Origin of the sequence: Listeria monocytogenes (assembly GCF_900187225.1) — a bacterium.
GTDB classification, from domain to species: Bacteria; Bacillota; Bacilli; order Lactobacillales; family Listeriaceae; genus Listeria; species Listeria monocytogenes.
Genome location: NZ_LT906436.1, coordinates 1,281,452 through 1,304,970, shown reverse-complemented (window position 1 = coordinate 1,304,970; position 23,519 = coordinate 1,281,452). Strand labels below are relative to the sequence as shown.

General features: G+C 36.5%; 25 protein-coding genes. 8 read left to right on the top strand and 17 right to left on the bottom strand.

The genetic code is table 11. The features are described from left to right. Positions 1–22: 22 nt before the first annotated feature. The 7 genes from CKV70_RS06690 to pyrH all read right to left on the bottom strand — a co-directional run bounded on the left by CKV70_RS06690 (position 23) and on the right by pyrH (position 7,277). Complete coding sequence (locus CKV70_RS06690; RefSeq protein ID WP_003732816.1) at positions 23–1,729, bottom strand: proline--tRNA ligase; 1,707 nt, start codon at positions 1,727–1,729, stop codon at positions 23–25. Between the two features lie 39 nt (positions 1,730–1,768). Beyond that, on the bottom strand, positions 1,769–3,031 hold the full coding sequence (rseP, locus tag CKV70_RS06685; protein ID WP_003723454.1) for an RIP metalloprotease RseP: 1,263 nt from the start codon (positions 3,029–3,031) through the stop codon (positions 1,769–1,771). A gap of 13 nt (positions 3,032–3,044) precedes the next feature. Next, a complete protein-coding gene (locus tag CKV70_RS06680) occupies positions 3,045–4,187 on the bottom strand; it encodes a 1-deoxy-D-xylulose-5-phosphate reductoisomerase (protein ID WP_014600801.1) in 1,143 nt (380 codons plus the stop codon). A 14-nt stretch (positions 4,188–4,201) separates the two neighbouring features. Then, positions 4,202–4,990 (bottom strand): phosphatidate cytidylyltransferase, encoded by a 789-nt coding sequence (locus CKV70_RS06675; protein WP_014600800.1) that lies wholly within the window; start codon positions 4,988–4,990, stop codon positions 4,202–4,204. Positions 4,991–5,003: 13 nt separating this feature from the next. After that, entirely contained in the window at positions 5,004–5,762 is a 759-nt protein-coding gene (locus CKV70_RS06670) for an undecaprenyl pyrophosphate synthase (RefSeq protein WP_014600799.1), read from the bottom strand. Positions 5,763–5,991: 229 nt separating this feature from the next. Next, complete coding sequence (frr, locus tag CKV70_RS06665; RefSeq protein ID WP_003723450.1) at positions 5,992–6,549, bottom strand: ribosome recycling factor; 558 nt, start codon at positions 6,547–6,549, stop codon at positions 5,992–5,994. Beyond that, entirely contained in the window at positions 6,549–7,277 is a 729-nt protein-coding gene (gene pyrH, locus CKV70_RS06660) for a UMP kinase (protein ID WP_003723449.1), read from the bottom strand. Before pyrH ends, frr begins: the two co-directional genes overlap by 1 nt. 292 nt (positions 7,278–7,569) lie before the next feature. On the opposite strand from pyrH, the gene CKV70_RS06655 reads away from it, so the two are divergent. The 6 genes from CKV70_RS06655 to CKV70_RS06630 are packed head-to-tail and all read left to right on the top strand — an operon-like array spanning position 7,570 to position 12,551. Further along, on the top strand, positions 7,570–7,944 hold the full coding sequence (locus tag CKV70_RS06655) for a hypothetical protein (protein ID WP_003723448.1): 375 nt from the start codon (positions 7,570–7,572) through the stop codon (positions 7,942–7,944). Then, positions 7,922–9,127 (top strand): SNF2-related protein, encoded by a 1,206-nt coding sequence (locus CKV70_RS06650; RefSeq protein WP_010989732.1) that lies wholly within the window; start codon positions 7,922–7,924, stop codon positions 9,125–9,127. Before CKV70_RS06655 ends, CKV70_RS06650 begins: the two co-directional genes overlap by 23 nt. After that, positions 9,117–10,421, top strand: coding sequence for a phosphoadenosine phosphosulfate reductase (locus CKV70_RS06645; RefSeq protein WP_003723446.1), 1,305 nt, complete (start codon positions 9,117–9,119; stop codon positions 10,419–10,421). The genes CKV70_RS06650 and CKV70_RS06645 overlap by 11 nt, the downstream gene beginning before the upstream one ends. Before the next feature lie 9 nt (positions 10,422–10,430). Continuing rightward, positions 10,431–10,937 carry an IbrB-like domain-containing protein gene (locus CKV70_RS06640; RefSeq protein ID WP_003723445.1) on the top strand — a complete coding sequence of 169 codons (507 nt, stop codon included), beginning with the start codon at positions 10,431–10,433 and terminating at the stop codon, positions 10,935–10,937. Between the two features lie 21 nt (positions 10,938–10,958). Beyond that, the gene (locus CKV70_RS06635) at positions 10,959–11,690 is read left to right on the top strand and encodes a class I SAM-dependent methyltransferase (RefSeq protein ID WP_014600798.1); all 732 of its coding nucleotides are present in this window, start codon (positions 10,959–10,961) and stop codon (positions 11,688–11,690) included. Between the two features lie 18 nt (positions 11,691–11,708). Next, entirely contained in the window at positions 11,709–12,551 is an 843-nt protein-coding gene (locus tag CKV70_RS06630; protein ID WP_014600797.1) for a DUF2785 domain-containing protein, read from the top strand. A gap of 50 nt (positions 12,552–12,601) precedes the next feature. Here CKV70_RS06630 and CKV70_RS06625 read toward each other — a convergent pair whose 3' ends face one another. The 4 genes from CKV70_RS06625 to yneA all read right to left on the bottom strand — a co-directional run bounded on the left by CKV70_RS06625 (position 12,602) and on the right by yneA (position 15,851). Further along, positions 12,602–12,841: a YneF family protein gene (locus CKV70_RS06625; protein WP_003723442.1), complete on the bottom strand. Its 240-nt coding sequence runs from the start codon at positions 12,839–12,841 to the stop codon at positions 12,602–12,604. A gap of 220 nt (positions 12,842–13,061) precedes the next feature. Continuing rightward, positions 13,062–15,056 carry a transketolase gene (tkt, locus tag CKV70_RS06620; protein ID WP_003732809.1) on the bottom strand — a complete coding sequence of 665 codons (1,995 nt, stop codon included), beginning with the start codon at positions 15,054–15,056 and terminating at the stop codon, positions 13,062–13,064. Positions 15,057–15,202: 146 nt separating this feature from the next. Continuing rightward, positions 15,203–15,430 carry a DUF896 domain-containing protein gene (locus CKV70_RS06615; protein WP_003723440.1) on the bottom strand — a complete coding sequence of 76 codons (228 nt, stop codon included), beginning with the start codon at positions 15,428–15,430 and terminating at the stop codon, positions 15,203–15,205. A gap of 91 nt (positions 15,431–15,521) precedes the next feature. Next, positions 15,522–15,851: a cell division suppressor protein YneA gene (gene yneA / locus CKV70_RS06610; protein ID WP_003723439.1), complete on the bottom strand. Its 330-nt coding sequence runs from the start codon at positions 15,849–15,851 to the stop codon at positions 15,522–15,524. Between the two features lie 157 nt (positions 15,852–16,008). Here yneA and lexA point away from each other — a divergent pair, with 157 nt between their 5' ends. Continuing rightward, positions 16,009–16,623, top strand: coding sequence for a transcriptional repressor LexA (lexA, locus tag CKV70_RS06605; RefSeq protein WP_003723438.1), 615 nt, complete (start codon positions 16,009–16,011; stop codon positions 16,621–16,623). A gap of 30 nt (positions 16,624–16,653) precedes the next feature. Next, positions 16,654–17,175 (top strand): GNAT family N-acetyltransferase, encoded by a 522-nt coding sequence (locus tag CKV70_RS06600; protein WP_003723437.1) that lies wholly within the window; start codon positions 16,654–16,656, stop codon positions 17,173–17,175. A gap of 43 nt (positions 17,176–17,218) precedes the next feature. Here CKV70_RS06600 and CKV70_RS06595 read toward each other — a convergent pair whose 3' ends face one another. From CKV70_RS06595 to hfq, 6 genes are all read right to left on the bottom strand, one after another. Beyond that, complete coding sequence (locus tag CKV70_RS06595) at positions 17,219–18,514, bottom strand: arsenic transporter (RefSeq protein WP_014600796.1); 1,296 nt, start codon at positions 18,512–18,514, stop codon at positions 17,219–17,221. 143 nt (positions 18,515–18,657) lie between these two features. Then, entirely contained in the window at positions 18,658–19,992 is a 1,335-nt protein-coding gene (gene glnA, locus CKV70_RS06590; RefSeq protein ID WP_003723435.1) for a type I glutamate--ammonia ligase, read from the bottom strand. A gap of 70 nt (positions 19,993–20,062) precedes the next feature. After that, complete coding sequence (locus CKV70_RS06585; RefSeq protein ID WP_003719570.1) at positions 20,063–20,431, bottom strand: MerR family transcriptional regulator; 369 nt, start codon at positions 20,429–20,431, stop codon at positions 20,063–20,065. Between the two features lie 203 nt (positions 20,432–20,634). Further along, positions 20,635–21,861: a methionine gamma-lyase family protein gene (locus CKV70_RS06580; RefSeq protein ID WP_010989728.1), complete on the bottom strand. Its 1,227-nt coding sequence runs from the start codon at positions 21,859–21,861 to the stop codon at positions 20,635–20,637. Continuing rightward, a complete protein-coding gene (gene hflX / locus CKV70_RS06575; RefSeq protein ID WP_022741839.1) occupies positions 21,854–23,077 on the bottom strand; it encodes a GTPase HflX in 1,224 nt (407 codons plus the stop codon). Before hflX ends, CKV70_RS06580 begins: the two co-directional genes overlap by 8 nt. A gap of 110 nt (positions 23,078–23,187) precedes the next feature. Then, a complete protein-coding gene (gene hfq / locus CKV70_RS06570) occupies positions 23,188–23,421 on the bottom strand; it encodes an RNA chaperone Hfq (protein WP_003719566.1) in 234 nt (77 codons plus the stop codon). Positions 23,422–23,519: the final 98 nt, after the last annotated feature.

Sequence of the window (23,519 nt, the reverse complement as noted above, 5' to 3'; positions counted from 1 at the left end):
CTGGCATGAATTGCTCAATAAATTATTTATCTCCAAAGAGTATAGGCAGCGTGTTTAGTAACTCATCTTGACGAACTTCAATCATTTCGCCAGTTTTTCTGATTTTTACTTCAACTACGCCTTCTGCTGCTTTTTTACCTACTGTAATACGAATTGGTAAACCGATTAAATCGGCATCTGCAAACTTAACGCCCGCCCGCTCCGCACGATCATCGATTAAGACACTGAAGCCAGCATCTTGTAAGGATGTATAAAGTGTTTCTGCAAAAGCAACTTGCTCTTCGCTCTTCATATTAACAGGAATTAAATGCAAATCAAATGGACTAATTTGTTTGTCCCATACAAAACCATTTTCATCATTCGATTGTTCCGCAATGGCAGATAAAATACGTGATACGCCAATTCCGTAACAACCCATAATGATAGGCTGTGCTCGACCATTTTCATCTAAAATAGTTGCATTCATCGCTTCACTATACTTCGTTCCAAGTTTGAAAATATGACCAACTTCGATACCTTCAGCAAACTTGATTACGCCCTGACCATCTGGAGATAAATCGCCAACTTGAATCATCCGTAAATCAAAATAGCTAGTAACGGAGAAATCGCGATCTGGATTCACATTAATATAATGGAAACCATCTTCGTTTGCACCAACTACCGCATTAACGATATCTTTCACAGCATTATCTGCAAACACGCGCATGTTTTCAGGAACATTGATTGGTCCTAGGGAACCAAAATTAGCTCCTAATAGTTCAACAGCAACAGCTGGATCCACTAATTCTACATTGGTTGCATCTAATGCATTTTTGATTTTAATATCATTTACTTCATGGTCACCGCGAACGAGAACCATAATAACTTCATCATCGACTTGATAAAGCATCGATTTCATTGTTTTTTCAATTGGAACTTCTAAAAATTCAACGATATCAGTAATCGATTTTTGGTCAGGAGTGGCAACTTTTTCCAGGTCTTTCTCTAGCTCATGCGATTTTTTCTCCATATATAAAACTGGAGCCATCTCTGTGTTAGCAGCATAATCAGAAGCGTCACTATACGCAATCGTATCTTCGCCAATATCAGATAACGCCATAAATTCTTTTGATTCATTCCCACCGATAGAACCAGAATCCGCAATAACAGAACGGAATTCAAGCCCACAACGAGTAAAGATATTTGAATAAGCTTGGTGCATTAAGTTATACACTTCATCCAAACTTTCACTGGTTGCATGGAAAGAATAGGCATCTTTCATAATGAATTCGCGACCACGTAATAACCCGAAGCGTGGACGTTTTTCATCACGGAATTTTGTTTGAATTTGGTATAAAGTAAGCGGCAAACGTTTGTAAGATTTAACTTCATCGCGTAAAAGCGCTGTAATAACTTCTTCATGTGTTGGCCCAAGCGCAAAGTCGCGAGAAGCTCGGTCTTTTAGGCGCATTAATTCTGGACCGTAATCGTTCCAACGACCAGACTCTTGCCAAAGTTCCGCAGGTTGAAGTGCAGGCATTAATAATTCCGCAGCGCCAATTGCTTCTAGCTCTTCACGAATAATTGTTTCGATTTTTCTTAACATCAATGTTGCAAGTGGTAAATAACTATAAATCCCACTAGCTGTTTGTCTTATAAAACCAGCGCGAAGAAGTAACTGGTGACTCTTTACTTCCGCATCTGCTGGAACTTCTTTTAATGTTGGTATAAATGTCATCGTTTGACGCATTTAAAACACCCCTTTTTCCCTTTATTAGTCTATCTCTTTTTAGAAAAATGCTCGTTGAATATCGTTCCATGTCACAAGAATCATCAGAACCATTAAAAGTGCAAATCCAGCAAAATGGATAATGCCTTCTTTTTTTGGGTCAATTGGTTTGCCGCGAACGAGTTCGTATAAGAAGAACATTAAACGTCCGCCATCTAGTGCTGGTAACGGTAGCAAGTTAACAATTCCTAAGTTAATACTTAAAACAGCAGTCCAGTTTAGTACAGTCATAAAGCCATATTGAACGACTTGTTGCGTACTTGTGTAAATCCCCACTGGGCCATTCAACATATCAAGCGAAAATCCGCCTGTAAACATATTTCCAAGAATCGTAAATATTTGAACGATCCAATTCCATGTTTGCGTAAATCCATTGGTTATTTTAGCAGTAAAAGAGGAATCCATTGGCGTTTCTACACCGATTTTTCCTACGTCTTTGCCATTTTCTTTTTGTGTTGCAGGTTTGACATCGATATCTTGTGTCTTACCATCACGCTCAATTTTGAAATCGAGTGTTTTTCCGGGGTTTTCTGAAACATTTTGAACAATATCAGTCCAAGATTTCGTTTCCTTCCCATTGATGGAAAGAACTTCATCCCCCTTTTTTAGCCCAGCCTCAGCAGCTGCTCCATCCGGTAGAACATTCCCAAGCGTATTATCGGTGCTCGGAACGCCCCCTTGTACAAAAGCAAGTGCTGTGAAAATTAAAATAGCTAAAATAAAGTTAAAAAGCGGTCCAGCAAAAATAGTCATTGCTCGGTTTCCTAATGATTTTGCATTAAAAGAACGGTCATACGGCGTAATCATTGTTTCGATCTTACCATCAATGACTAGAGCATCACGCTCAACCTGATAGCGAACTTTTTTTGTATCATCATAATCCTCATAGCCTTCAATGAAAAGTTCTTTTTCTAAATCACAGAGAGAAACTTCGATTGGCTGCGCATTTACATATTGATCTTTCCCATTTACAATGATTTTGCTAACAGTTTCTTCCGGAGTTAATTCAAGCCCTACTCGGTAACCAGGTTTTAGCTCAATTTCCTCGCCATCTTCCCCAGCCATCCGAACATAGCCACCAATCGGTAATAAGCGAATCGTATATTGTGTTTCTTTTTTACGATAAGCAAAAATTTTCGGTCCAAAACCAATTGAAAAGTCTTTCACCATAATCCCAGCACGTTTCGCAAAAAGAAAATGTCCTAGTTCATGGAAAAATACAATCAGTCCGAATACGAAAATAAAAGCAATAATAGTTGTCAAAATAGCTTCACCTCTATAAAAGTGTCTTTACATACGCGCGTGTTTCTTGATCGACTTGTAAAATCGTATCCAAGTCAGGATTAGAAATACTAGTATGACGATTCATTGCATTCTCAACAAGTGCTTCAATATTATAAAAAGCTACCTGTCCATTTAAAAAGCCAGCAACAGCAATTTCATTTGCCGCATTCAAAACTGTCGGCATTGTTCCACCTATTTTACCAGCATTATACGCGAGTTTCAATGCCGGAAATCTTTCATAATCCACTTTTTCAAAATGAAGTGCGGAAAAATCAGTGATCCGGAATTCTTTTTCATACGGTATATAGAGTCTGTCGGGATAGGTTAAAGCATATTGAATTGGCATCCGCATATCTGGCGTTCCAAGTTGTGCGATGAAACTTCCATCCACGAACTGAACCATAGAATGGATAATACTTTCGCGCTGGATAACTACCTCAATATCATCGTAATCTACACCAAACAGCCAGTGCGCCTCCATCACTTCCAAACCTTTGTTAAACATCGTTGCTGAATCAATTGTTAATTTATTCCCCATATTCCAGTTTGGATGTTTTAACGCTTCTTTCACCGTAACCGCGCTGAGTTGCTCCCTCGTCTTATCTCGGAAGCTTCCACCGCTCGCTGTAAGAACTAGTTTTTCTATTCTTTCTGGATTTTCTCCGTTTAATGCTTGTAAAATAGCAGAATGTTCACTATCAACGGGTAATAGAGAAATGCTCTTTTCTTTCGCCGAACGCATAACTAAATGTCCAGCCGTGACAAGTGTTTCTTTATTAGCTATTGCAATGGCCTTCCCAGCTTCGATTGCATCTAATGTAGGAAGTAGTCCAACGCTCCCCATAACTGCATTTAAAAGAACGTCCCCATCTAAATAGGTCGCTACTTCTCTAAGTCCTTCTAAACCATTAAAAAATTTCACATTTGGGAATTCTGCTTCTAAGGTAACACGATCTCTCGTATGCCAAACAGCGACCATTTTTGGTTTAAACTCTTTTATAATCGCCCTACCACGTTCCATATTACGCCCAAAACTAAGCGCAACAACTTGAAATTTTTCAGGATTTTCGCGAATGATTGCAAGCGTTTGTGTTCCAATTGAACCAGTTGCACCTAGCAAAATAATTTTTTTCATTATCCCATCTCCAATTAAATAATTTGAAGTATATGTAGCAGAGGTAAAACGAATAACAAGCTATCAAAACGGTCTAAAATACCACCGTGTCCAGGTAAGATTTTCCCAGAATCTTTTACACCATAGAAGCGTTTTAAAGCTGACTCGACCAAATCGCCAAGCTGTCCAAAAATAGAAAGAAAGACTAAAAGCGCTAGTACAAATGCAATATTTCCTGGTAACTCCGCAAAATAATAAAAACCCCCAGCAATGACAAGTGCGCATACAATCCCGCCAATAAAGCCTTCCACTGTTTTGTTTGGGCTAACATTCGGAGCTAATTTGTGTTTTCCAATCGCTTTTCCAATAAAATAAGCCCCTGTATCAGTTGACCAAACAATAAATAAAGCAAAAAGTACATACATTAACCCAGCTTCACGAGTTAACGCCAAGTAATGGAAACCAAATCCTGTATAAAAAGCGGCAACCATACAAATACCCACTTGATCAAAATGGAATTTATTTCGTGAAAATACCGTATTAGCCAGTAATAAAGCCATTAAAATAAAAATAACTTCCATTTCTGTAATATGCAGTGTATTTAAAAAATCCAAATATCTATCTGGCACGACAACTAACCACATTAATAGTAAGGTAATTATTCCATTCATCGAAAAAATTCGTTGTTTTGTCATTACAAGCACTTCATATAATGCAATAGTTGCAAGTAAAATACTTAATAATTCAAATGGAATTCCCCCGTAAACAACAAATGGAATAAAAAATATAAGCGCAACAACTGCAGTAATAATTCTCGTTTTCAATCTTTTTTCCTCCCTAGAGCCCTCCAAAACGACGTGACCGGTTTTGATATTCAATAATTGCCTGTAAAAAATCCTCTTTTGAAAAATCAGGCCAATGTGTATCGGTAAAATAAAACTCGCTATACGCAAGTTGCCAAAGCATAAAATTACTTAATCTAAGCTCCCCACTCGTCCGAATCAACAAGTCAGGATCGCCCAAACCACTACTCATCAAATGATCATTTAATTTTTCTTCTGTCAGATCATCTGCACTTTTCCCTTCAAGTTCTAATTCTTTCATCGCTTCTTTGGCCGCAGTAATAATTTCTGAACGTCCACCGTAGTTAAGTGCAAAATTAAGCGTAAGCCCTGTGCAATGTGCTGTATCAGCTATGGCTTTCTCCACGGCTCGCATCGTATGATCAGGTAAATTTTCTCTGTACCCCATCACATTAACACGAACATTTTCTTCAATCAACTCTGGTACAAAAGAGTCAAAAAATTCTACAGGAAGTTTCATTAAAAAATCCACTTCATCTGTAGGTCTCTTCCAATTTTCAGTTGAAAATGCATAAAGCGTTAAAACATCGATGCTAATTGCATTAGCATATCGTGTCACTCGCTTTACGACATCCATACCTTCTTTATGCCCAGCAATGCGCGGCAAAAAACGTTTCTTCGCCCACCTTCCATTACCATCCATAATAATAGCTACATGGCGCGGGATAGGCAAATCTTCTGCAAGTTCACTATTTAATATATTTTCATCTTGTCGAAATAGCTTTTTAAACATCATAAATCCTCCAATTGATACACTTCTTAGAGCATGTCTATACCTATAATAACAAAAAAGAATCAATTAATGTACTAAAAATTCCATGTGAACAGATGAGATTTTCATGAGAGAGATGGAATTGCCCATTAAAAAACATTCCTAACCCAACACATATGGAAAGAATTAGGAATGTCACTTCAACTTAAAAGGTGTTTAACCCTATTTGTTACTATTTGAAAAGTATCAATTAAACTTCTAAGATTTCCGCTTCTTTGTCTTTCGTGATGCTATCGATGTTTTTGATGCTTTCATCTGTTAATTTTTGAACGTCTTCACCGTAAGAACGTAAATCATCTTCTGTGATGTCGCCATTTTTTTCTAGTTTTTTCAGTTCTTCATTTGCTTCACGACGAATGTTACGCACAGCAACCTTCGCTTCTTCAGCTTCTTTTTTCACTTCTTTAACCAACTCTTTACGACGTTCTTCCGTTAATTGTGGAATAGATAAACGTAGTACAGAACCATCATTATTAGGTGTTAAACCTAAATCTGATTTCAAAATTGCTTTTTCAATTTCACCTAAAATTGTTTTATCATAGGGTGTAATTAGCAACATTCTAGCTTCAGGAACGCTGATAGAAGCCATTTGGTTAACTGGAGTAGCTGCTCCGTAATAATCTACAGATAAACGGTCAAGTAGTGATGCATTCGCACGACCAGCTCGGATTGTACCTAATTGTCTTGTTAACGCTTGTTCTGCTTTTTCCATTTTTTCTTTGGATTTCGATAATACTTCTTTACTCATTATTTTTTCCCCCTAACAGTAGTCCCAATTTTTTCACCTAAAATAACACGTTTAATATTATTGCCTTGTTCTGTAAATGAGAAGACGATTAATGGAATATCATTGTCCATACTTAGTGATGATGCTGTTGTATCCATTACTTCTAAACCTTCTTTAATCACATCAAGATAAGAAAGTTCTTCGTATTTTTTCGCATTTTCATCTAGTTTTGGATCGGCATTGTAGACACCATCTACATTGTTTTTCGCCATTAAGATGACATCTGCTTCGATTTCGGCCGCTCTTAGTGCTGCCGCTGTATCTGTGGAGAAGTATGGGTTACCTGTTCCACCTGCAAAAATAACGACGCGACCTTTTTCAAGATGGCGAATTGCTTTACGACGAATATACGGCTCCGCAATTTGACGCATATCAATGGAAGTTTGCACACGCGTTGCTACTCCAATATTTTCAAGGGAATCTTGTAAAGATAAGGAATTCATGATAGTCGCAAGCATACCCATTTGGTCTGCTGCTGCACGGTCCATTCCCATTTCACTACCAAGTTTACCGCGCCAGATATTTCCGCCGCCAACAACGATAGCTACCTCTACTCCTAGTTCTACTACTTCTTTGATTTGAGCAGAAATCAAATTGACCACGCTCGGGTTAATTCCAAAGCCATCATTTCCGGCAAGTGCTTCACCGCTTAATTTTAATACAACTCGTTTATAATCTGGGGTATCCATAATAGCCTCCAATTTCATATTCTATTCATAGATAGAAAAGTTTTCCATCCACCATTATCTATTCTACTAAAAAGCTGGCTATTACAAAAGTGTTTTCTACCAAAAAATAAAAAAACATTTAAATTTGCTCCTAGCCTTCCTTTTTTTATCCACAATTTTTCTTATTTATAATAATTTTTCCGTCCATCAAAACAGTTTTATCCTTAACTTTAATATTATTTGTGATAAAATAAACGAATAAATAGATAAAAGTGAACGAAAACGACAAAACACATAGGAGCATTAGATATAAATGGTAAAATGGCACAAAATTTATACATATAGTGAACGTGTAGAACAATGGGATAATCAAACAATTATTGAAATGCCCTCTGAAAGTGAATATGAAGGTTATTTTTTCTTGCTACCTAAAAAGATGGTGTTTTCACTTACACCACAATACAGTTATTTTTATTTTCCAGATACATGGAACTTCTTTCTAAAAAAACATACAGAAAAGAAAGAATTAAGTGTCTCCAAAATGATTCTTTGCTTTAAAAAAGAAAGTGACGAGATAATGCAGTTTTTCCACACAAAAAAAGTGAATGACAGCATTGTCAAAGTTCGTACACATATTCCTAAAAAAATAGAAAAAGATGTGATAATTGAAAATGACCTTATTAGATAACCAGAAAAAAGCATTCATAAAACTCAAAAAATATAAGGTTGGCGCTCTATTTATGAAACCAGGGAGTGGAAAAACTCGGGTAGCTTGCGAGTTAATCAACGACGCAAAACCAGATTATGTTTTATGGATTACCCCTTTTCAAACAAAAGAAAATCTCGAAATTGAAATAAACAAATGGGGTTATAAATTCCCACAAGAAATCATCGGTATTGAATCTCTCTCCAACTCTGATCGCTTATACCTGTATTGCCGGAATAAACTCAAAAATTCCACCAATAGTTACATTATTATGGATGAAAGTCTAAAGATAAAAAACATCCATGCCCTTCGAACACAACGAGCGATTAAACTCTCTCGTTTGGCTACCTATAAATTAATTATGAACGGTACACCTCTTAGTCGTAATATTTTGGATTTATGGTCACAACTCGAATTTTTATCTCCTAAAATATTAAATCTAAGTTTTTCCCAGTTTAAAAAAACTTTTTGCGAATACGTCACTATTACGCAACTAACACAAAGTACGCAACAATCAATGGATATCATTAAAAAGTATCATAATTTAGAGTACTTATATAAATTAATCACCCCTTTTATTTTTACTTCTTCGCATGAATTAGCTGTCAAATGGCATTATATTCGTCATGATTTTTCCATTGATGAGGAACTTTTAAAGCAATATTATGAAATAAAAGAAGACTATCTCCAAAAAGCCGCTGCATATACAATCAACATTAATTTTTTAGAAATGTCTCAAGTGATGCAACATTGTTACTGTCTTTCTTCTGAAAAATTTACTATTACAGAATCATTAATTGCTGGAAAAGAAGAAACGACAATTATTTTTTGCAAATACAGACGGTCAGAAGAGGCATTACAGCAAGCATTTCCAAATGTAAAAATTACTACTTTTGCCAAATCTTCTTACGGACTCAATTTGCAATTTTATAATCAAATTATTTATTTTGATAAAACCTTTGATTATTCTCAGCGTGATCAATCGGAAAGACGGATTTATAGAACTGGGCAAACACAAGACTGCTACTATCATGATTTAAGCGGTAATGTCGGACTGGATTCTCTCATCGATACAAATATTTCTAAGAAAACAAGTTTATTGCAAGAATTCAAAAAAGAACTCTCACAAAAAAATTCTTTTGAGGTGATAATGGATGCTTTCTAGAACAGTCTTTGATGCTTCCCAAGAAAGAATGGAAGTGATTTTTTCTGAATTCGATAATATTATCGTATCGTTTTCAGGTGGTAAAGATAGCGCAGTAATGCTCCATCTCATGATTGACTACATACGGAAAAATAATATTCGCAAGAAAATATATGTATATCATTTAGATTACGAAGGTCAATACAGTGCTACAACTGATTTTGTTACTGAAATGCTTACAACTAATTTAGATATCATCGAACCACTTTGGTGTTGTCTTCCCATCGCGGCGCAATCAGCTGTTTCGATGTTCACCGACCACTGGAAACCATGGGAAAAGTCCAAGCGGAACATCTGGGTTAGAGATATGCCTACCTTTCCACACGTGATTAATGAAGATAATGCCCCGTTTGACTTTGATTTTGAAAACCTTTGGGATTATGAATTTAATAAAAAAATAATTCACTGGTTACATACTAAAAATAACGCCAAAAAAACCATTGCTTTGATTGGTATACGACAACAAGAATCTCTTAATCGCTATAACGCAATTCATAAAAAAGAACGAATGTATAAAACATACAATTGGACGACCGAAATCTCCAAAAATATTTACAATGCTTATCCAATTCACGATTGGCAAGTAGAAGATATATGGGTTGCGAATGCAAAGTTCAATTGGTCCTATAATAAAATTTATGATTTATTTTATCACGCAGGCCTAACTGTGCACGATATGCGTGTTGCCAGTCCTTTTAACGATGCCGCTACAGAAAGTCTTAAACTGTACAGGGTCATTGAACCCGCGCTTTGGTCCAAATTAGTCGGTCGAGTGAATGGTGCCAATTTTACTGCCATTTACGGTGGCACTTCCGCAATGGCTTGGAAAGAAATTAAACTACCTAAAAATCATACTTGGAAATCATATTTAGAATTTTTACTCACAACTTTACCAAGTTACACTAGAGAACGCTATTTAAAAAAATTCAAAACGAGCATTACCTATTGGACCGAAAAAGGTGGTGCTTTAAAAGTAGAAACTGTAGAAGAATTAAAAAATCTAGAGATACAAGCAGACTTCCTAGGTAAACCACAAAATAACCGAGTATATACTAATCCAATGGAAATCGTTCGTTTTAAGGAGTATCCAGACGATTTGAAAATCAAAGAATTCGCAAGCGTTCCTACCTACAAACGAATGTGTATTGCGATTTTAAAAAATGATTATACCTGTAAATACATGGGATTCGGCCAGACAAAGCTAGAATTAGAGAAGCGAAAAAACGCATTAGAGAAATATAATAATATTTTATGAGGTGAAATAATGAATTATAAAAGCCCAGTGTATAGTGTCACCCCCATTCACTACACAAAATTACAAGCAAATAATTATAATCCAAACACCGTCCCCGCAACCGAACTCAAACTACTTGAAAAATCAATTTGGGAAGATGGTTTTACGCAACCAATTGTTTGTTATCCCTTGGAAGACAGCGATAAATATGAAATAATAGATGGGTTCCACCGTTACACTATTATGATCACTTCTAAACGAATTCGTGAACGGGAAAATGAATTCCTGCCAGTAGTCATCTTAGAAAAAGACACCGTGAATCGAATGGCCTCTACAATACGTCATAATCGTGCACGCGGATTTCATAATGTCGAATTAATGTCCAACATTGTTAGTGAACTTGTAGATAGCGGGATGTCCGATAGTTGGATTATGAAAAATATTGGAATGGATGCTAATGAAATCTTACGCTTAAAACAAGTGAGCGGACTTGCTCACCTCTTCTTAGATAAAGAATTCAGTCACACATCTGATTAATTGATGAAAAGAGGATTAATAATGAAAGAAAATAAATACGATGACAAACATTTTTTCGAACAATATAGCCAAATGCCTCGCTCGAAAGAAGGCTTACAAGCAGCTGGTGAATGGCATGAATTTAAAAAGCTTCTCCCTGATTTCCATCAAAAAGTAGTCCTTGATTTAGGTTGTGGATTTGGTTGGCACTGTATTTATGCCGCAGAGCAGGGTGCAAAAAAAGTAGTTGGAGTAGATTTATCCGCACGAATGCTTACAGAAGCTAAGCACAAAACGACATCTCCAATTGTCCATTACGAGCGAAGAGCTATGGAAGATATCGACATTGAACCTGAAACATACGATATCGTTCTTAGTTCTCTTGCACTTCATTACGTCGCTTCCTTTAACGATATTTGCCAAAAAGTAAATACCAACCTAATAACTGGAGGCTCATTTGTTTTCTCTGTTGAACACCCCATATTCACAGCAGACGGACGTCAAGATTGGTTTACAGATGAAGCTGGCAACAAATTACACTGGCCCGTTGATCGTTATTTCAATGAATCAATACGCACAAGCCATTTCCTTGGTGAAGATGTACAAAAATATCACCGCACACTCACCACCTATATACAAACGCTTCTCAAAAATGGCTTCCAAATTAACAGTATCATCGAACCTGAACCGGCTCCCGAATTAAAAAATTTGCCAGAAATGCAAGATGAATACCGCCGCCCAATGATGCTGATTATATCTGCAACTAAAAACTAAAAGAAGGTAGGAAGTAATGTGCATAATCCTAATTTATTCAACACGTTAAAACAAAATGAATATACATTACCTAAAGACCCAAATACATCTAATGAAATAATTGATACAATGTTGTCCTATCTTTCTTCCACGGATAGCGAATTAAGAGATAATATTGCTTACAATATTTTTTCCGAGTGGCTTGTTGGTCAGGATAATTTAACTACGGAACAAAAAATGAGAATTTATAATTATGCAGTAAATAAGAATAATTTACTGTTCAAGATTAATATCATTGACTCAGATGCAGTATTTCAACGCTCATTTTTAGCCTTAATTATCGCATTACTACTAGAAAATAATAAGGTTCATAATTTCTTAACGGATAGTGAAATTAGGGAAACTTTGAATTCGCTTATTGAGCTACTAAAAAACGAAAAAAATACTCATTCTTTTATTGAAGAAAAAGGTTGGGCACATTGCATCGCCCATACAGCAGATGCTTTAGATGAACTAATTCATCAAGTAGCTATAAATGAAATAGACATAAAAAAAATAATGACTACAATTGCATTTTTTTATAAGACAAACACTAAAATGCTAACCGGCGAAGAAGATGAACGCCTAAGTAATATATTAATAACAGCCCTTTTTGAACAAAAAATAAGTAACGAAGAAGTAAAAAACTGGTTAATTTCCATTTCAGAAACAATTCCCAGCTCCCTTCCAGAAATACCACTTATAAATATCAAACAGTTCACTCAAACACTTCTAATAAAATTAACCGTTTTAAACTATGATGTGGATTTTAGTTTGTTTCCTATTGTAACTCGCTATATAAGAAAAAATGATGATAATTCTACCAATAAAAAAGCCCTTTAAAATTAGCTTTTTGCAAACTAATTTTAAAGGGCTTTACTCCGTTAAAAAGATTATTTCTTAGCTTTCTTTGGTTTTTCTTTTTCTTGCTGTTTGTTCATCGCACTCATCATTTGATTGATTTTCTTTTGTGATGGTTTTTGACCCATTTGTGCCATCATCATTTGTAGCATTTGTTCGTTAATTGGCGGATTGTTTTTTAAATAGCTCATCATGTAACGTCTTGCAATAAAGAATCCTCCCGCAAGACCAGCTAGTAAACAAATAATGCCGACAAGAATGTAAATCCACATAGTCTCTTTTCTCCTCCTTGAAACAAAATCCTCTTTTATTGTACTTGATTTATATTAAACAGACAATACTTTTCAAGAAAACTTATCATCTAGATCAATTTATCAATAAAAGCTGCAAACAACCTCGTAATTATACCATTAATGGTACTACGGCGCAATCTAAAAAAAGCATAAAAAAACAGACCGCTCTAGAAAAACTAGCAACGGTCTGATTGTTTAATTAAAGTGATTTTACTGTATTAACGACGTTTTCAACAGTAAAGCCATAATTCTTAATAACAGTTTCACCTGGAGCAGAAGCGCCAAATTTGTCGATTCCGATAACTTTCCCATCTAATCCAACGTAGCGTTCCCAGCCAAAGCTAGCGCCCATCTCTACTGCAACACGTTTTCTAACAGCATTCGGTAATACACTTTCTTTGTATTCCGCAGATTGTTGCTCGAATAGATCAAATGATGGCACACTGACAACTGATACATCCGTTCCTTGAGCTTGAAGTTCTTTTTGCGCTTCGATAGCTAAGTTAACTTCAGAACCACTCGCAAGAATGATTGCTTCCGGTACTTCCCCTTTTGCAGGTGAAATTACGTAAGCACCTTTTTTAACGCCTTCTGCAGTTAATTTAGCAGAATTTGGTAATGTTGGTAAACCTTGACGAGTAAGAACAAGTACATGCGGTGTAGATGTAGAAGTGATAGCAAGTTTCCAAGCTTCCACTACTTCATTTCCATCAGCAGGACGAATGACAGAAAGCCCTGGCATTGCACGTAAGCTTGCAAGTTGTTCGACTGGCTCATGTGTTGGTCCATCTTCACCTACAGCAATACTATCATGCGTCATTACGTAAGTTACTGGTAAATGTTGAATGGCAGATAAACGAATGGCAGCACGTACATAGTCAGAGAATACGAAGAATGTTCCACCATATACTTGTAATCCACCATGAAGTGCCATACCGTTTAATGCAGCACCCATCGCAAATTCACGAACACCAAACCAAATATTTCTTTCAGCTGGAGTTGCTTTTGTAAATTCACCATCTGTTTTAATTGTTGTATTATTAGAACCCGCAAGGTCAGCTGACCCACCAAAAATAGTTGGTATTTTCCCAGCTAATGCATTGATTACTTCGCCACTTGAAGCACGGCTAGCAAGTGCTTTAGAATCATCATATACAGGAAGATCAGCATCCCAATCAGCTGGTAACTTATTGTTTAAACTATCTTCTAATTGTTTAGCAAGCTCTGGATATTCAGCTTTATAAGAAGCGAATAATTCATTCCAAGCTGTTTCTGCTTTTTCGCCACGTTCGCCAATAGTTTCTTTAAAGCGAGCAGTAACTTCTTCAGGAACAAAGAATTTCTCTTCGTAGTTCCAACCATAAGCTTTTTTCGCTTCTAAAATACCTTCATCACCTAGTGGAGCACCGTGAACTTTACTTGTACCGGCATTTGGAGCACCAAAACCAATAACAGTTTTCACTTCGATCATAGTAGGTTGAGAAGTATTTTGTTTCGCTTTTTCAATTGCAGCTAAAATTTCAGCTGTATCATTACCGTCTTTTACTAATAAATGTTCCCAACCATAAGCTTCAAAGCGTTGTTTTACATTTTCAGAGAAAGATTTGTCTAAATCACCATCAAGAGAGATATCATTGGAATCATATAAAACAACTAATCTTCCTAATTGTTGATGACCTGCATAAGAAGCCGCTTCTGAAGCAACACCTTCCATTAAGTCACCATCTCCGCATAGTGCGTAAGTATAATGATCCACCACTGGGAAACCATCTTTATTATATTTCGCTTCTAAATGTCTTTCTGCCATAGCCATACCAACAGCCATCGCAATACCTTGACCAAGTGGACCAGTAGTTGCGTCTACACCATCCGTATAACGATATTCTGGGTGACCTGGAGTTTTACTTTCCCATTGACGGAAATTTTTAAGATCTTCTAATTCTAATTTGAATCCGCTTAAATGTAATAAACTATATAAAAGCATTGAGCCGTGTCCAGCAGAAAGTACAAAACGATCCCGGTTAAACCAATGTGAATTTTTAGGGTTTGTGTTTAATACGCGAGACCAAAGCGCGTAAGCCATTGGAGCTGCTCCCATTGGTAATCCCGGATGACCAGAATTTGCTTTTTGAATTGCGTCCATTGATAATGTACGAATTGTATTCACTGCTAAACTATCTGTGTTATCGAACAAATGAAACATCCTCTCTTCAATATAATTTTAACTACTTTTAATAATAAGCCTAAAAAGCAATTAACACAACTAATAATTGCTTTAAATTGCTTAATTGATTGGTATTTTTGTTCATTTGCTCATAATTGTTTATTTGGTACTAATTATCAGTACTTATTCTTCCTGAGTTGTTTTACTTTATGCGGAGTTACATCTTTTCCATTTGGGTCAATTATCGTTGTATTTTCGATTGTTCCCTTCATATGCGTGCGAAAAGACTTGATGTATTCTTTTCTTAATTTATCTTGCTCCACTTTTTCTGCAGAAGTTAATGTTCCGGCTTTTTTCTTTTTAGAAAGCTCATTAATACGATCTATTTTAGCTTTTTCTAGCATGGTTATTCTCCTTTTCCTCCATTAATAAAATAAGAAAGCAGCAAAATCGCTACTTTCAATTATTATATCATAAATGGTCACTAAATCGACCTTACTGATTTGCTAGTTGAATTGTGCTATCACTCTTTAATAACTTTGTTTTGTGTACAGGGATAACAACAGAATCTCCTGCTTCCACATGACCGTCTGATAGATTGTTTTCTTTTTCTACCCAGCTAACAAAGTCCGCTTTCGCCATATCGCTCTTTCCTGCGTATTGATCAGCTAATGCCCATAAAGAGTCCCCTTCGTTTACGTTCACCTCTGAATAGTCGCTTCCCCCGCCAACCACTGTACACATTAAAATAATCCCTAAAACGATGCAAGTAAGTACAAATATAATAGAAACATAAAATTTATCCCAAATTAATTTTAAAGTCATTAATAATCCCTCCAAAAAAGAATGTATGTTCGCTTTTCTATATTATAGAACAACCGTTCGTACATGTCAATAAAAAAACGAACCTTTGTTTGCATATTGGTTTCCCTTTTGCTATACTTGAATTATAAAATAACCATAAATTTAATGAGGTGAAACCATGAAAATATCTAAACGCCAACAAGATATATATGAATTTATTAAATCAGAAGTAAAAGAAAAAGGTTATCCACCTTCCGTACGTGAAATTGGTGAAGCAGTGGGTCTCGCATCCAGTTCTACTGTTCATGGGCATCTTGCTCGCCTTGAAGGTAAAGGGCTAATTAGACGTGACCCTACAAAGCCTCGTGCGATTGAAATATTATCTTTGGAAGATGAAGCAGAAACTCCCAATGTTGTAAATATTCCTATTATCGGAAAAGTAACAGCTGGAATGCCTATCACAGCAATTGAGAACATCGATGAGTATTTCCCACTGCCAGAATACATGGCTGCTGGTGAAACCAATGTCTTCATGTTAGAAATTGATGGTGAAAGTATGATAAATGCCGGAATTCTTGATGGAGATAAAGTAATCGTTAGACAGCAAAGTTCCGCAATCAATGGAGAAATCGTCGTAGCTATGACCGATGAAAATGAAGCTACATGTAAACGATTCTATAAAGAAGCTAATCATTTCAGACTTCAACCCGAAAATGATGCTTTAGAGCCTATTCTTTTAAATAACGTAACAATCCTTGGAAAAGTAATCGGGCTTTATAGAGATATTCGCTAATTTTATTTCTTAAACAGGTGGTTTTTTAAGATGATTTATTTCGAAACCGAAAGACTTATCGCAAGAGATTATTTAGAACGTGACTACCTTCCTTTTAGTCAAATGAATGCAGATGAAGAAGTAATGAAATACTTCCCAGCTAGATTGACTCAAGTAGAAAGTAACGCACTACTTGATAGAAACCAAAAAGAACTGACTTCCCTTGGATATGGCCTTTTCGCAATTGAAGTTAAATCTACTAATGAATTCATCGGATTTACTGGATTGCATGAAGCGACATTCGAAGCAGAATTCACCCCTTGCATCGAAATTGGTTGGCGGTTAAAGCGTAGCGCATGGAACCAAGGCTTTGCAACTGAAGCTGCATTAGGCGTATTAGCATTTGCTAAGGGAATCACTGCTATCAACGAAATTTACAGTTTCACTGCAACTTGCAATAAACCTTCTGAAAAAGTCATGAGAAAAATCCATTTAACAAAAATAGCCGATTTCGAACATCCAGCCTTAATAAATGGTGATCCATTAAAACCACATGTTCTTTATAAGGCATAATAAAACCCCTCGCACACTTTTAATTAAGTGTACGAGGGGTTTTTTAGTTCCAAATAAGTAATGATACGTATAAGCCTACGAGCGTAATGAACAAAACAGGAATAGTAATGACAATACCAATTTTGAAGTATGACGCCCAACTTATCTTTATGCCTTTCTGAGCTAACACATGTAACCAAAGTAAAGTTGCGAGCGAGCCAATGGGTGTTATTTTAGGTCCTAGATCCGAACCAATAACATTTGCATATACTAGCGCCTCTTTCATTACTCCGGTAAATGAAGTATGATCGATTGCTAGCGCATTTATCATCACGGTAGGCAAATTATTCATGACAGACGATAGTATCGCAGCAATGAAACCCATTCCGATTGTTCCGGCAAATAAACCAAAGTGCGCGACATAGGCAATAGCTTCTGATAATAGTTTGGTGATTCCAACATTTTGCAAGCCATACACAACCACATACATACCAACTGAGAAAAAAACAATGCTCCAAGGTGCTCCTTTTAGAATAGCTTTTGTTGAAACAGAGTGGCTTTTTGCACCAACTAACAAGAAAATTAGAGCGACTAGTAAAGCAATAAACGACACTGGTATATCTAAAAAACTACTTAAAAAATAGCCTACTACAAGAATAGTAAGGATTCCCCAAGAAATATGAAACATCTTCCTATCTTTAAGTGCTGAAGCTGGCTTTTGAATCGCATTTACATCGTATTTTCTCGGTAAAGCTTTTCGGAAATAGATATATAAAATGATAATACTTGCAACTAATGAAAAAATAGTAGGGATCCACATAATGAGTGCATACCGTGAAAAACTAATGCCAAAAAAATCAGCTGAAACAATATTAACTAAATTACTAACTACAAGTGGCAAGGATGTTGTATCCGCTATAAATCCACTAGCTATAATAAATGGAAACACCTTTTTCTCATCAAAATCCAGCGCTCGCACCATTGCTAAAACAATTGGCGTCAGAATCAATGCCGCTCCGTCATTAGCAAACAGTGCCGCGACAAGAGCACCCAAAATAGAAATAAGAATAAACATTAATAATCCATTCCCTCTTGCTAAACGTGCCATATGTAGGGCCGCCCACTCAAAAAATCCAATTTCATCTAAAATGAGTGAAATGATTATAATCGCAATAAAAGCAAGTGTCGCATTCCATACAATCCCTGTAACTGTCATAACATCAGCTAAGGTGACAACACCAAGTAATAATGCGATTAACGCTCCGCCACAAGCTGACCATCCAATCGATAATTTTCTTGGCTGCCAAATTACGAAAAACAGCGTTAGGACAAATACTAAAATAGCTAAAGTAATCTGCATTTCTTCCCCTTTCTCTAATGAAACCTCCCTTTCACTAGCACATTTTTAAATATATGCCTCTATTCGCCAAACATCAAACATTTGATACCCACTTTCAAATAAAAAAAGCTCGTTTCCTAAAATTGGAAACGAGCTTTTGACTATTAATAAATTTCAAGATATTGTTCGCGTTCCCAAGGGTGAACTGCTGTGCGGAACATATCACACTCAATTGTTTTTGCTTCAATAAAGTGTTCGAAAATGTGTTCACCTAAACCAGCTTTGATAATATCGTCTTTTTCAAGTTCGATTAATGCGTGTCCTAAGCTTTCTGGTAGATCATAAATACCAGTTGCTTCACGTTCTTCTTCGTTCATGCCGTAAATGTTACGATCAACTGGTGCTGGAGGAGTTAATTCATCTTTAATTCCAGATAAACCAGCTTTAAGTAGTACCGCCATTGCTAAATATGGATTAGCAGATGGATCGACGCTACGTAATTCAAGACGTGTGCTTAGTCCACGAGAACTTGGTACACGTACAAGCGGGCTACGGTTTTTACCTGACCACGCAATGTAACATGGCGCTTCATATCCTGGAACCAATCGTTTGAATGAGTTAATTGTTGGATTTGTAACAGCTGTATAGCCACGAGCATGTTTCAACATCCCTGCTAAGAAATGATAAGCTGTTTGGCTCAATTCTAGTTCGCCACTTTCATCGAAGAAAGCATTTCCTTTTTCATTAAATAGCGACATATTGAAGTGCATTCCGGAACCATTTACACCAAAGAGTGGCTTCGGCATAAATGTTGCGTGTAAACCATGTTTACGAGCAATTGTTTTTACGACTAATTTAAATGTTTGGATACTATCACACGCTGTAACGGCGTCTTCATATTTAAAATCAATTTCGTGTTGACCTGGAGCTACTTCATGGTGAGATGCTTCAATTTCAAAGCCCATCTCTTCTAATTCAAGCACGATATCACGTCGACAGTTTTCACCTAAATCTGTTGGCGCTAAATCGAAGTAACCACCACTATCATTTAATTCAAGCGTCGGACGACGATTTTCATCTAATTTAAATAGGAAGAACTCTGGCTCAGGTCCTAAGTTAAATTCTGTGAAACCTAACTCTTCCATTTCTTTAAGTACACGTTTTAAGTTAGCGCGTGGGTCTCCGGCGAATGGAGTCATGTCAGGATTATAAATATCGCAAATCATTCTTGCAACTTTTCCTTTTTCAGCTGTCCAAGGGAATACAACCCAAGTATCTAAGTCTGGGAATAAATACATATCAGACTCTTCAATTCTTACAAAGCCTTCAATGGAGGAACCATCAAACATGATTTTGTTATCTAGTGCTTTCTTTAGTTGGCTAACAGGAATTTCCACATTCTTAATTATCCCGAGAATATCCGTGAACTGTAAACGAATAAATTTTACATTTTGTTCATCTGCGAAGCGGAAAATGTCTTCTTTTGTATATTTTGCCATAATCTAAATTCCTCCTAAATAATCTAATTATATTAACTTCTAAATAAAGTAAATACCTCTTCTTGTCTTTTTAAAACCTTGGTAATTGTTGTTTCCCTGTCGCATCTTGCTTTACAAAGCGACCAGCTTGTTGCATTTCTTTTCTAAGTATTTTGCGTACATCATCATCTGTCAACGGTTCTTTAGATTCTTTTTGCTGCATTTGGTACATTTTCTTAATTCCCGCAATATTCAGACCATCATTCAAATAATCTTTTATCTCTAGCAAAACATCAATGTCTTGAAGTGAATACAAACGGTGATTTCCTTGATTTCGTGCCGGATGGATTAATCCTTGGTCTTCATAGTAGCGAATTTGTCTAGCAGTGAGATCAGTTAGCTTCATCACAGGCCCAATTGGAAAAAGCGGCATCGATCTCCGGATTTCCTTTTCGCTCACGACAATTCCCCCTCAAAACATAATTATTTTTTTGATGATAGTAGCATTATAATGTACGTTAGATGTTTTGTCAAATTTATGTTAGATAATCTAACATTATAGATAAAGCCTTATATACCAATGCATTACATACAAAAAAACCGCGAATGAATCCATCGCGGTAAAAATTAAAAAATTTTTTCTGAAAAATAAATGTTACTTTTTTACAATGTTTTTTGAATTGCTCGAGTAACTGCGATTTTGACATGTTCGTATGTTAAACCACCTTGAACATAGAGCTGATAAGGTTCTCTAATCGGACCATCCGCTGTTAGCTCCAAACTCGCACCTTGTATAAATGTCCCAGCTGCCATTATCACGTCATCTTCGTAGCCTGGCATATAGGCTCCGATTGGCAATACATGAGCATTCACAGGAGAAGCTGCTTGAATAGCTTGGGCAAATGCAACCATCTTCTCTTTATTATGAAAAGAAATGCTCTGGATTAAATCTGTTCTTGGCGCATCCCAAGTTGGGTCAGCCACGACACCAAACTCCGCTAACATCGCCGCCGTGAAACGCGCTCCTTTGATTGCTTGGGCCGTTACATGAGGAGCTAAAAAGAAACCTTGATACATTTCTAATAAACTGTAGAGTGATGCTCCTGCTTCTCTACCTATTCCTGGCGTAGTTAAACGATAACCACATAAATCTATTAACGCTTCTTTTCCAGCAATATAACCGCCCGTTTTTGCTAAGCCACCACCTGGGTTTTTGATTAATGAACCCGCTATAATATCTGCGCCAACTTCGGTAGGTTCTAGATATTCAGCGAACTCTCCATAACAATTATCCACAAATACAATTACTTCTGGATTGATATTTTTTACAAATATGATCATTTCTTTAATCTTATCTATCGTAAAAGAAGGTCTATCCGCATAACCTCGCGAACGTTGAATACCAATCATCTTTGTCTTTCGTGTCATTTTTTCAGCAATAAGAGGAAAATCTACATCGCCATTTTCAAGAAGCGGCACAGAACTATAGCCAATATGAAAATCTTTTAAAGAGCCTTGTCCTTGATTTCGCATTCCTACAATTTCTTCTAACGTATCATAAGGTTGACCAGTAATATAAAGTAATTCATCATCCGGGCGAAGGATTCCAAATAGTACGGTTGAAATTGCATGTGTGCCTGAAATTATTTGCGGACGTACAAGGGCGGCCTCTGTCTTAAACACAGTGGCATACACATGTTCTAATGTATCTCTACCTTCATCATCATAACCGTACCCCGTGGAAGGATGAAAATGAAAATCACTTACTTTATTCTCTTGAAACGCATCTAAAACTTTCGCTTGATTAAATTCAGCAATTTCATCTGTTTCATTTTGCAAATCAGCAATTTGTACTTCCACTTTTTTTCGCATCGCTTGAATATTATTCATTATTTAGCTCCTTTCTCGGTTTGTATCCCTCTATGTGGTAACTCTGTTTACTTTCAATATATTCTAGTTTCGTTACCCAAGCTTGTTGCTTTATTTGTGCTAATTCTTTTCCTTTCTCTTCTGAAAGTTCTATCGTAAAGAAAGCCCAATTTTTTTCAATTAATTGTATCATTCGCTGTTTAATTGTATCTGGAGCCTCTTGATCTAAGGCTGAAATAAGCAGACTTTCTGGTTGATCAGGTACAAACGTGGCTGGTGCATGATCCATTTTATTGTAAATGACTAAAGTTGGCAGATGATTCATTTCAAGTTCCTCTAATAAGGAAATTACTGTCGTTTCATGTTGTAAATAGTCTGGATTGGACGCATCAACTACATGAATTAACACATCTACATTAGCCGTTTCCTCCAAAGTAGACCGAAATGCCGCAATTAATGTCGTTGGCAAATCTTGAATAAATCCAACTGTATCCGTCAAAAGCGCTTGAAATCCGCCGGAAAAGCGAACTTTCCGAGTTGTCGGATCTAATGTTGCAAATAATTTATTTTCTTGTAAAGTTGTTTCATTTGTTAATCGGTTGAAAATAGTTGATTTTCCTGCGTTTGTATAACCAATTAAACCAAAACGAAAAACAGATTGCGTATTCCTTCGTTCAATGATTCGTTTACGGTGCTGTTCAACATGCGTTAATTGTGCTTTGATATCATGCATTTTTTCGCGGATATGACGTTTATCCATTTCTAATTTGGATTCCCCAGGGCCTCTCGAACCGATACCTCCACCTAATTTTGACAAAGAAATACCTTGTCCACTAAGTCTTGGTAAAAGATATTTATATTGCGCATATGCGACTTGCAATTTTCCTTCTCTTGATTTTGCACACATAGCAAAGATGTCTAAGATTAATTGTGTTCGATCAATAATCCGCGCCTCAACAGCAGCCGAAATATTGCGCACTTGCGTAGCACTAAGCTCACTATTAAATATAACTACATCCGCCTCATGCATTTCCACTAGCGCAGCGAGTTCATCCAGCTTACCAGAACCAATGAATGACGCTTGGTTTACTCTCTCTAATTTTTGAATTAATTCATCCATCACTTCAGCATTCGCCGTTTTAGCAAGGCTGTGTAGTTCTTTCATGGAATTCCAGAAAGCTTCTTCGGTTTTATTTGGCAAAAAGACGCCTACAAGTATTATTTTTTCTCGTTCCACAAGCATTTCTCCCTTTTTCAGACAAGACTAATCGTAGCATATTTTGAGCATAAAAAAAAGACATGAAACATCGCAAAAAAAGCGAGTTCCTTGTCTTTTAAGTAACGTGCTTATTCCGCATCAGGATTTAAAGCGACATTCTTCTGCGGGGAGAAAGTTGAAATTGCGTGTTTAAATACAAGCTGTTGTTTTCCTTCGACATCTAGTAGTACGGTAAAATTGTCAAAACTTACAACGCGTCCTCTTAACTGAAAACCGTTTGTTAAAAATACAGTTGCAAGAATTTTTTCCTTACGCAATTGATTTAAGTAATAGTCCTGTAACCCTTGTCCACCTTGTTTCATAATTTCCCTCTCCAATCTCTATCTTATACTAAAAAATTTCCCAAACCCCAATGAAGTTCCATTGTGCAATTGGTTGGCTAATTTCAAATACCCTTTAT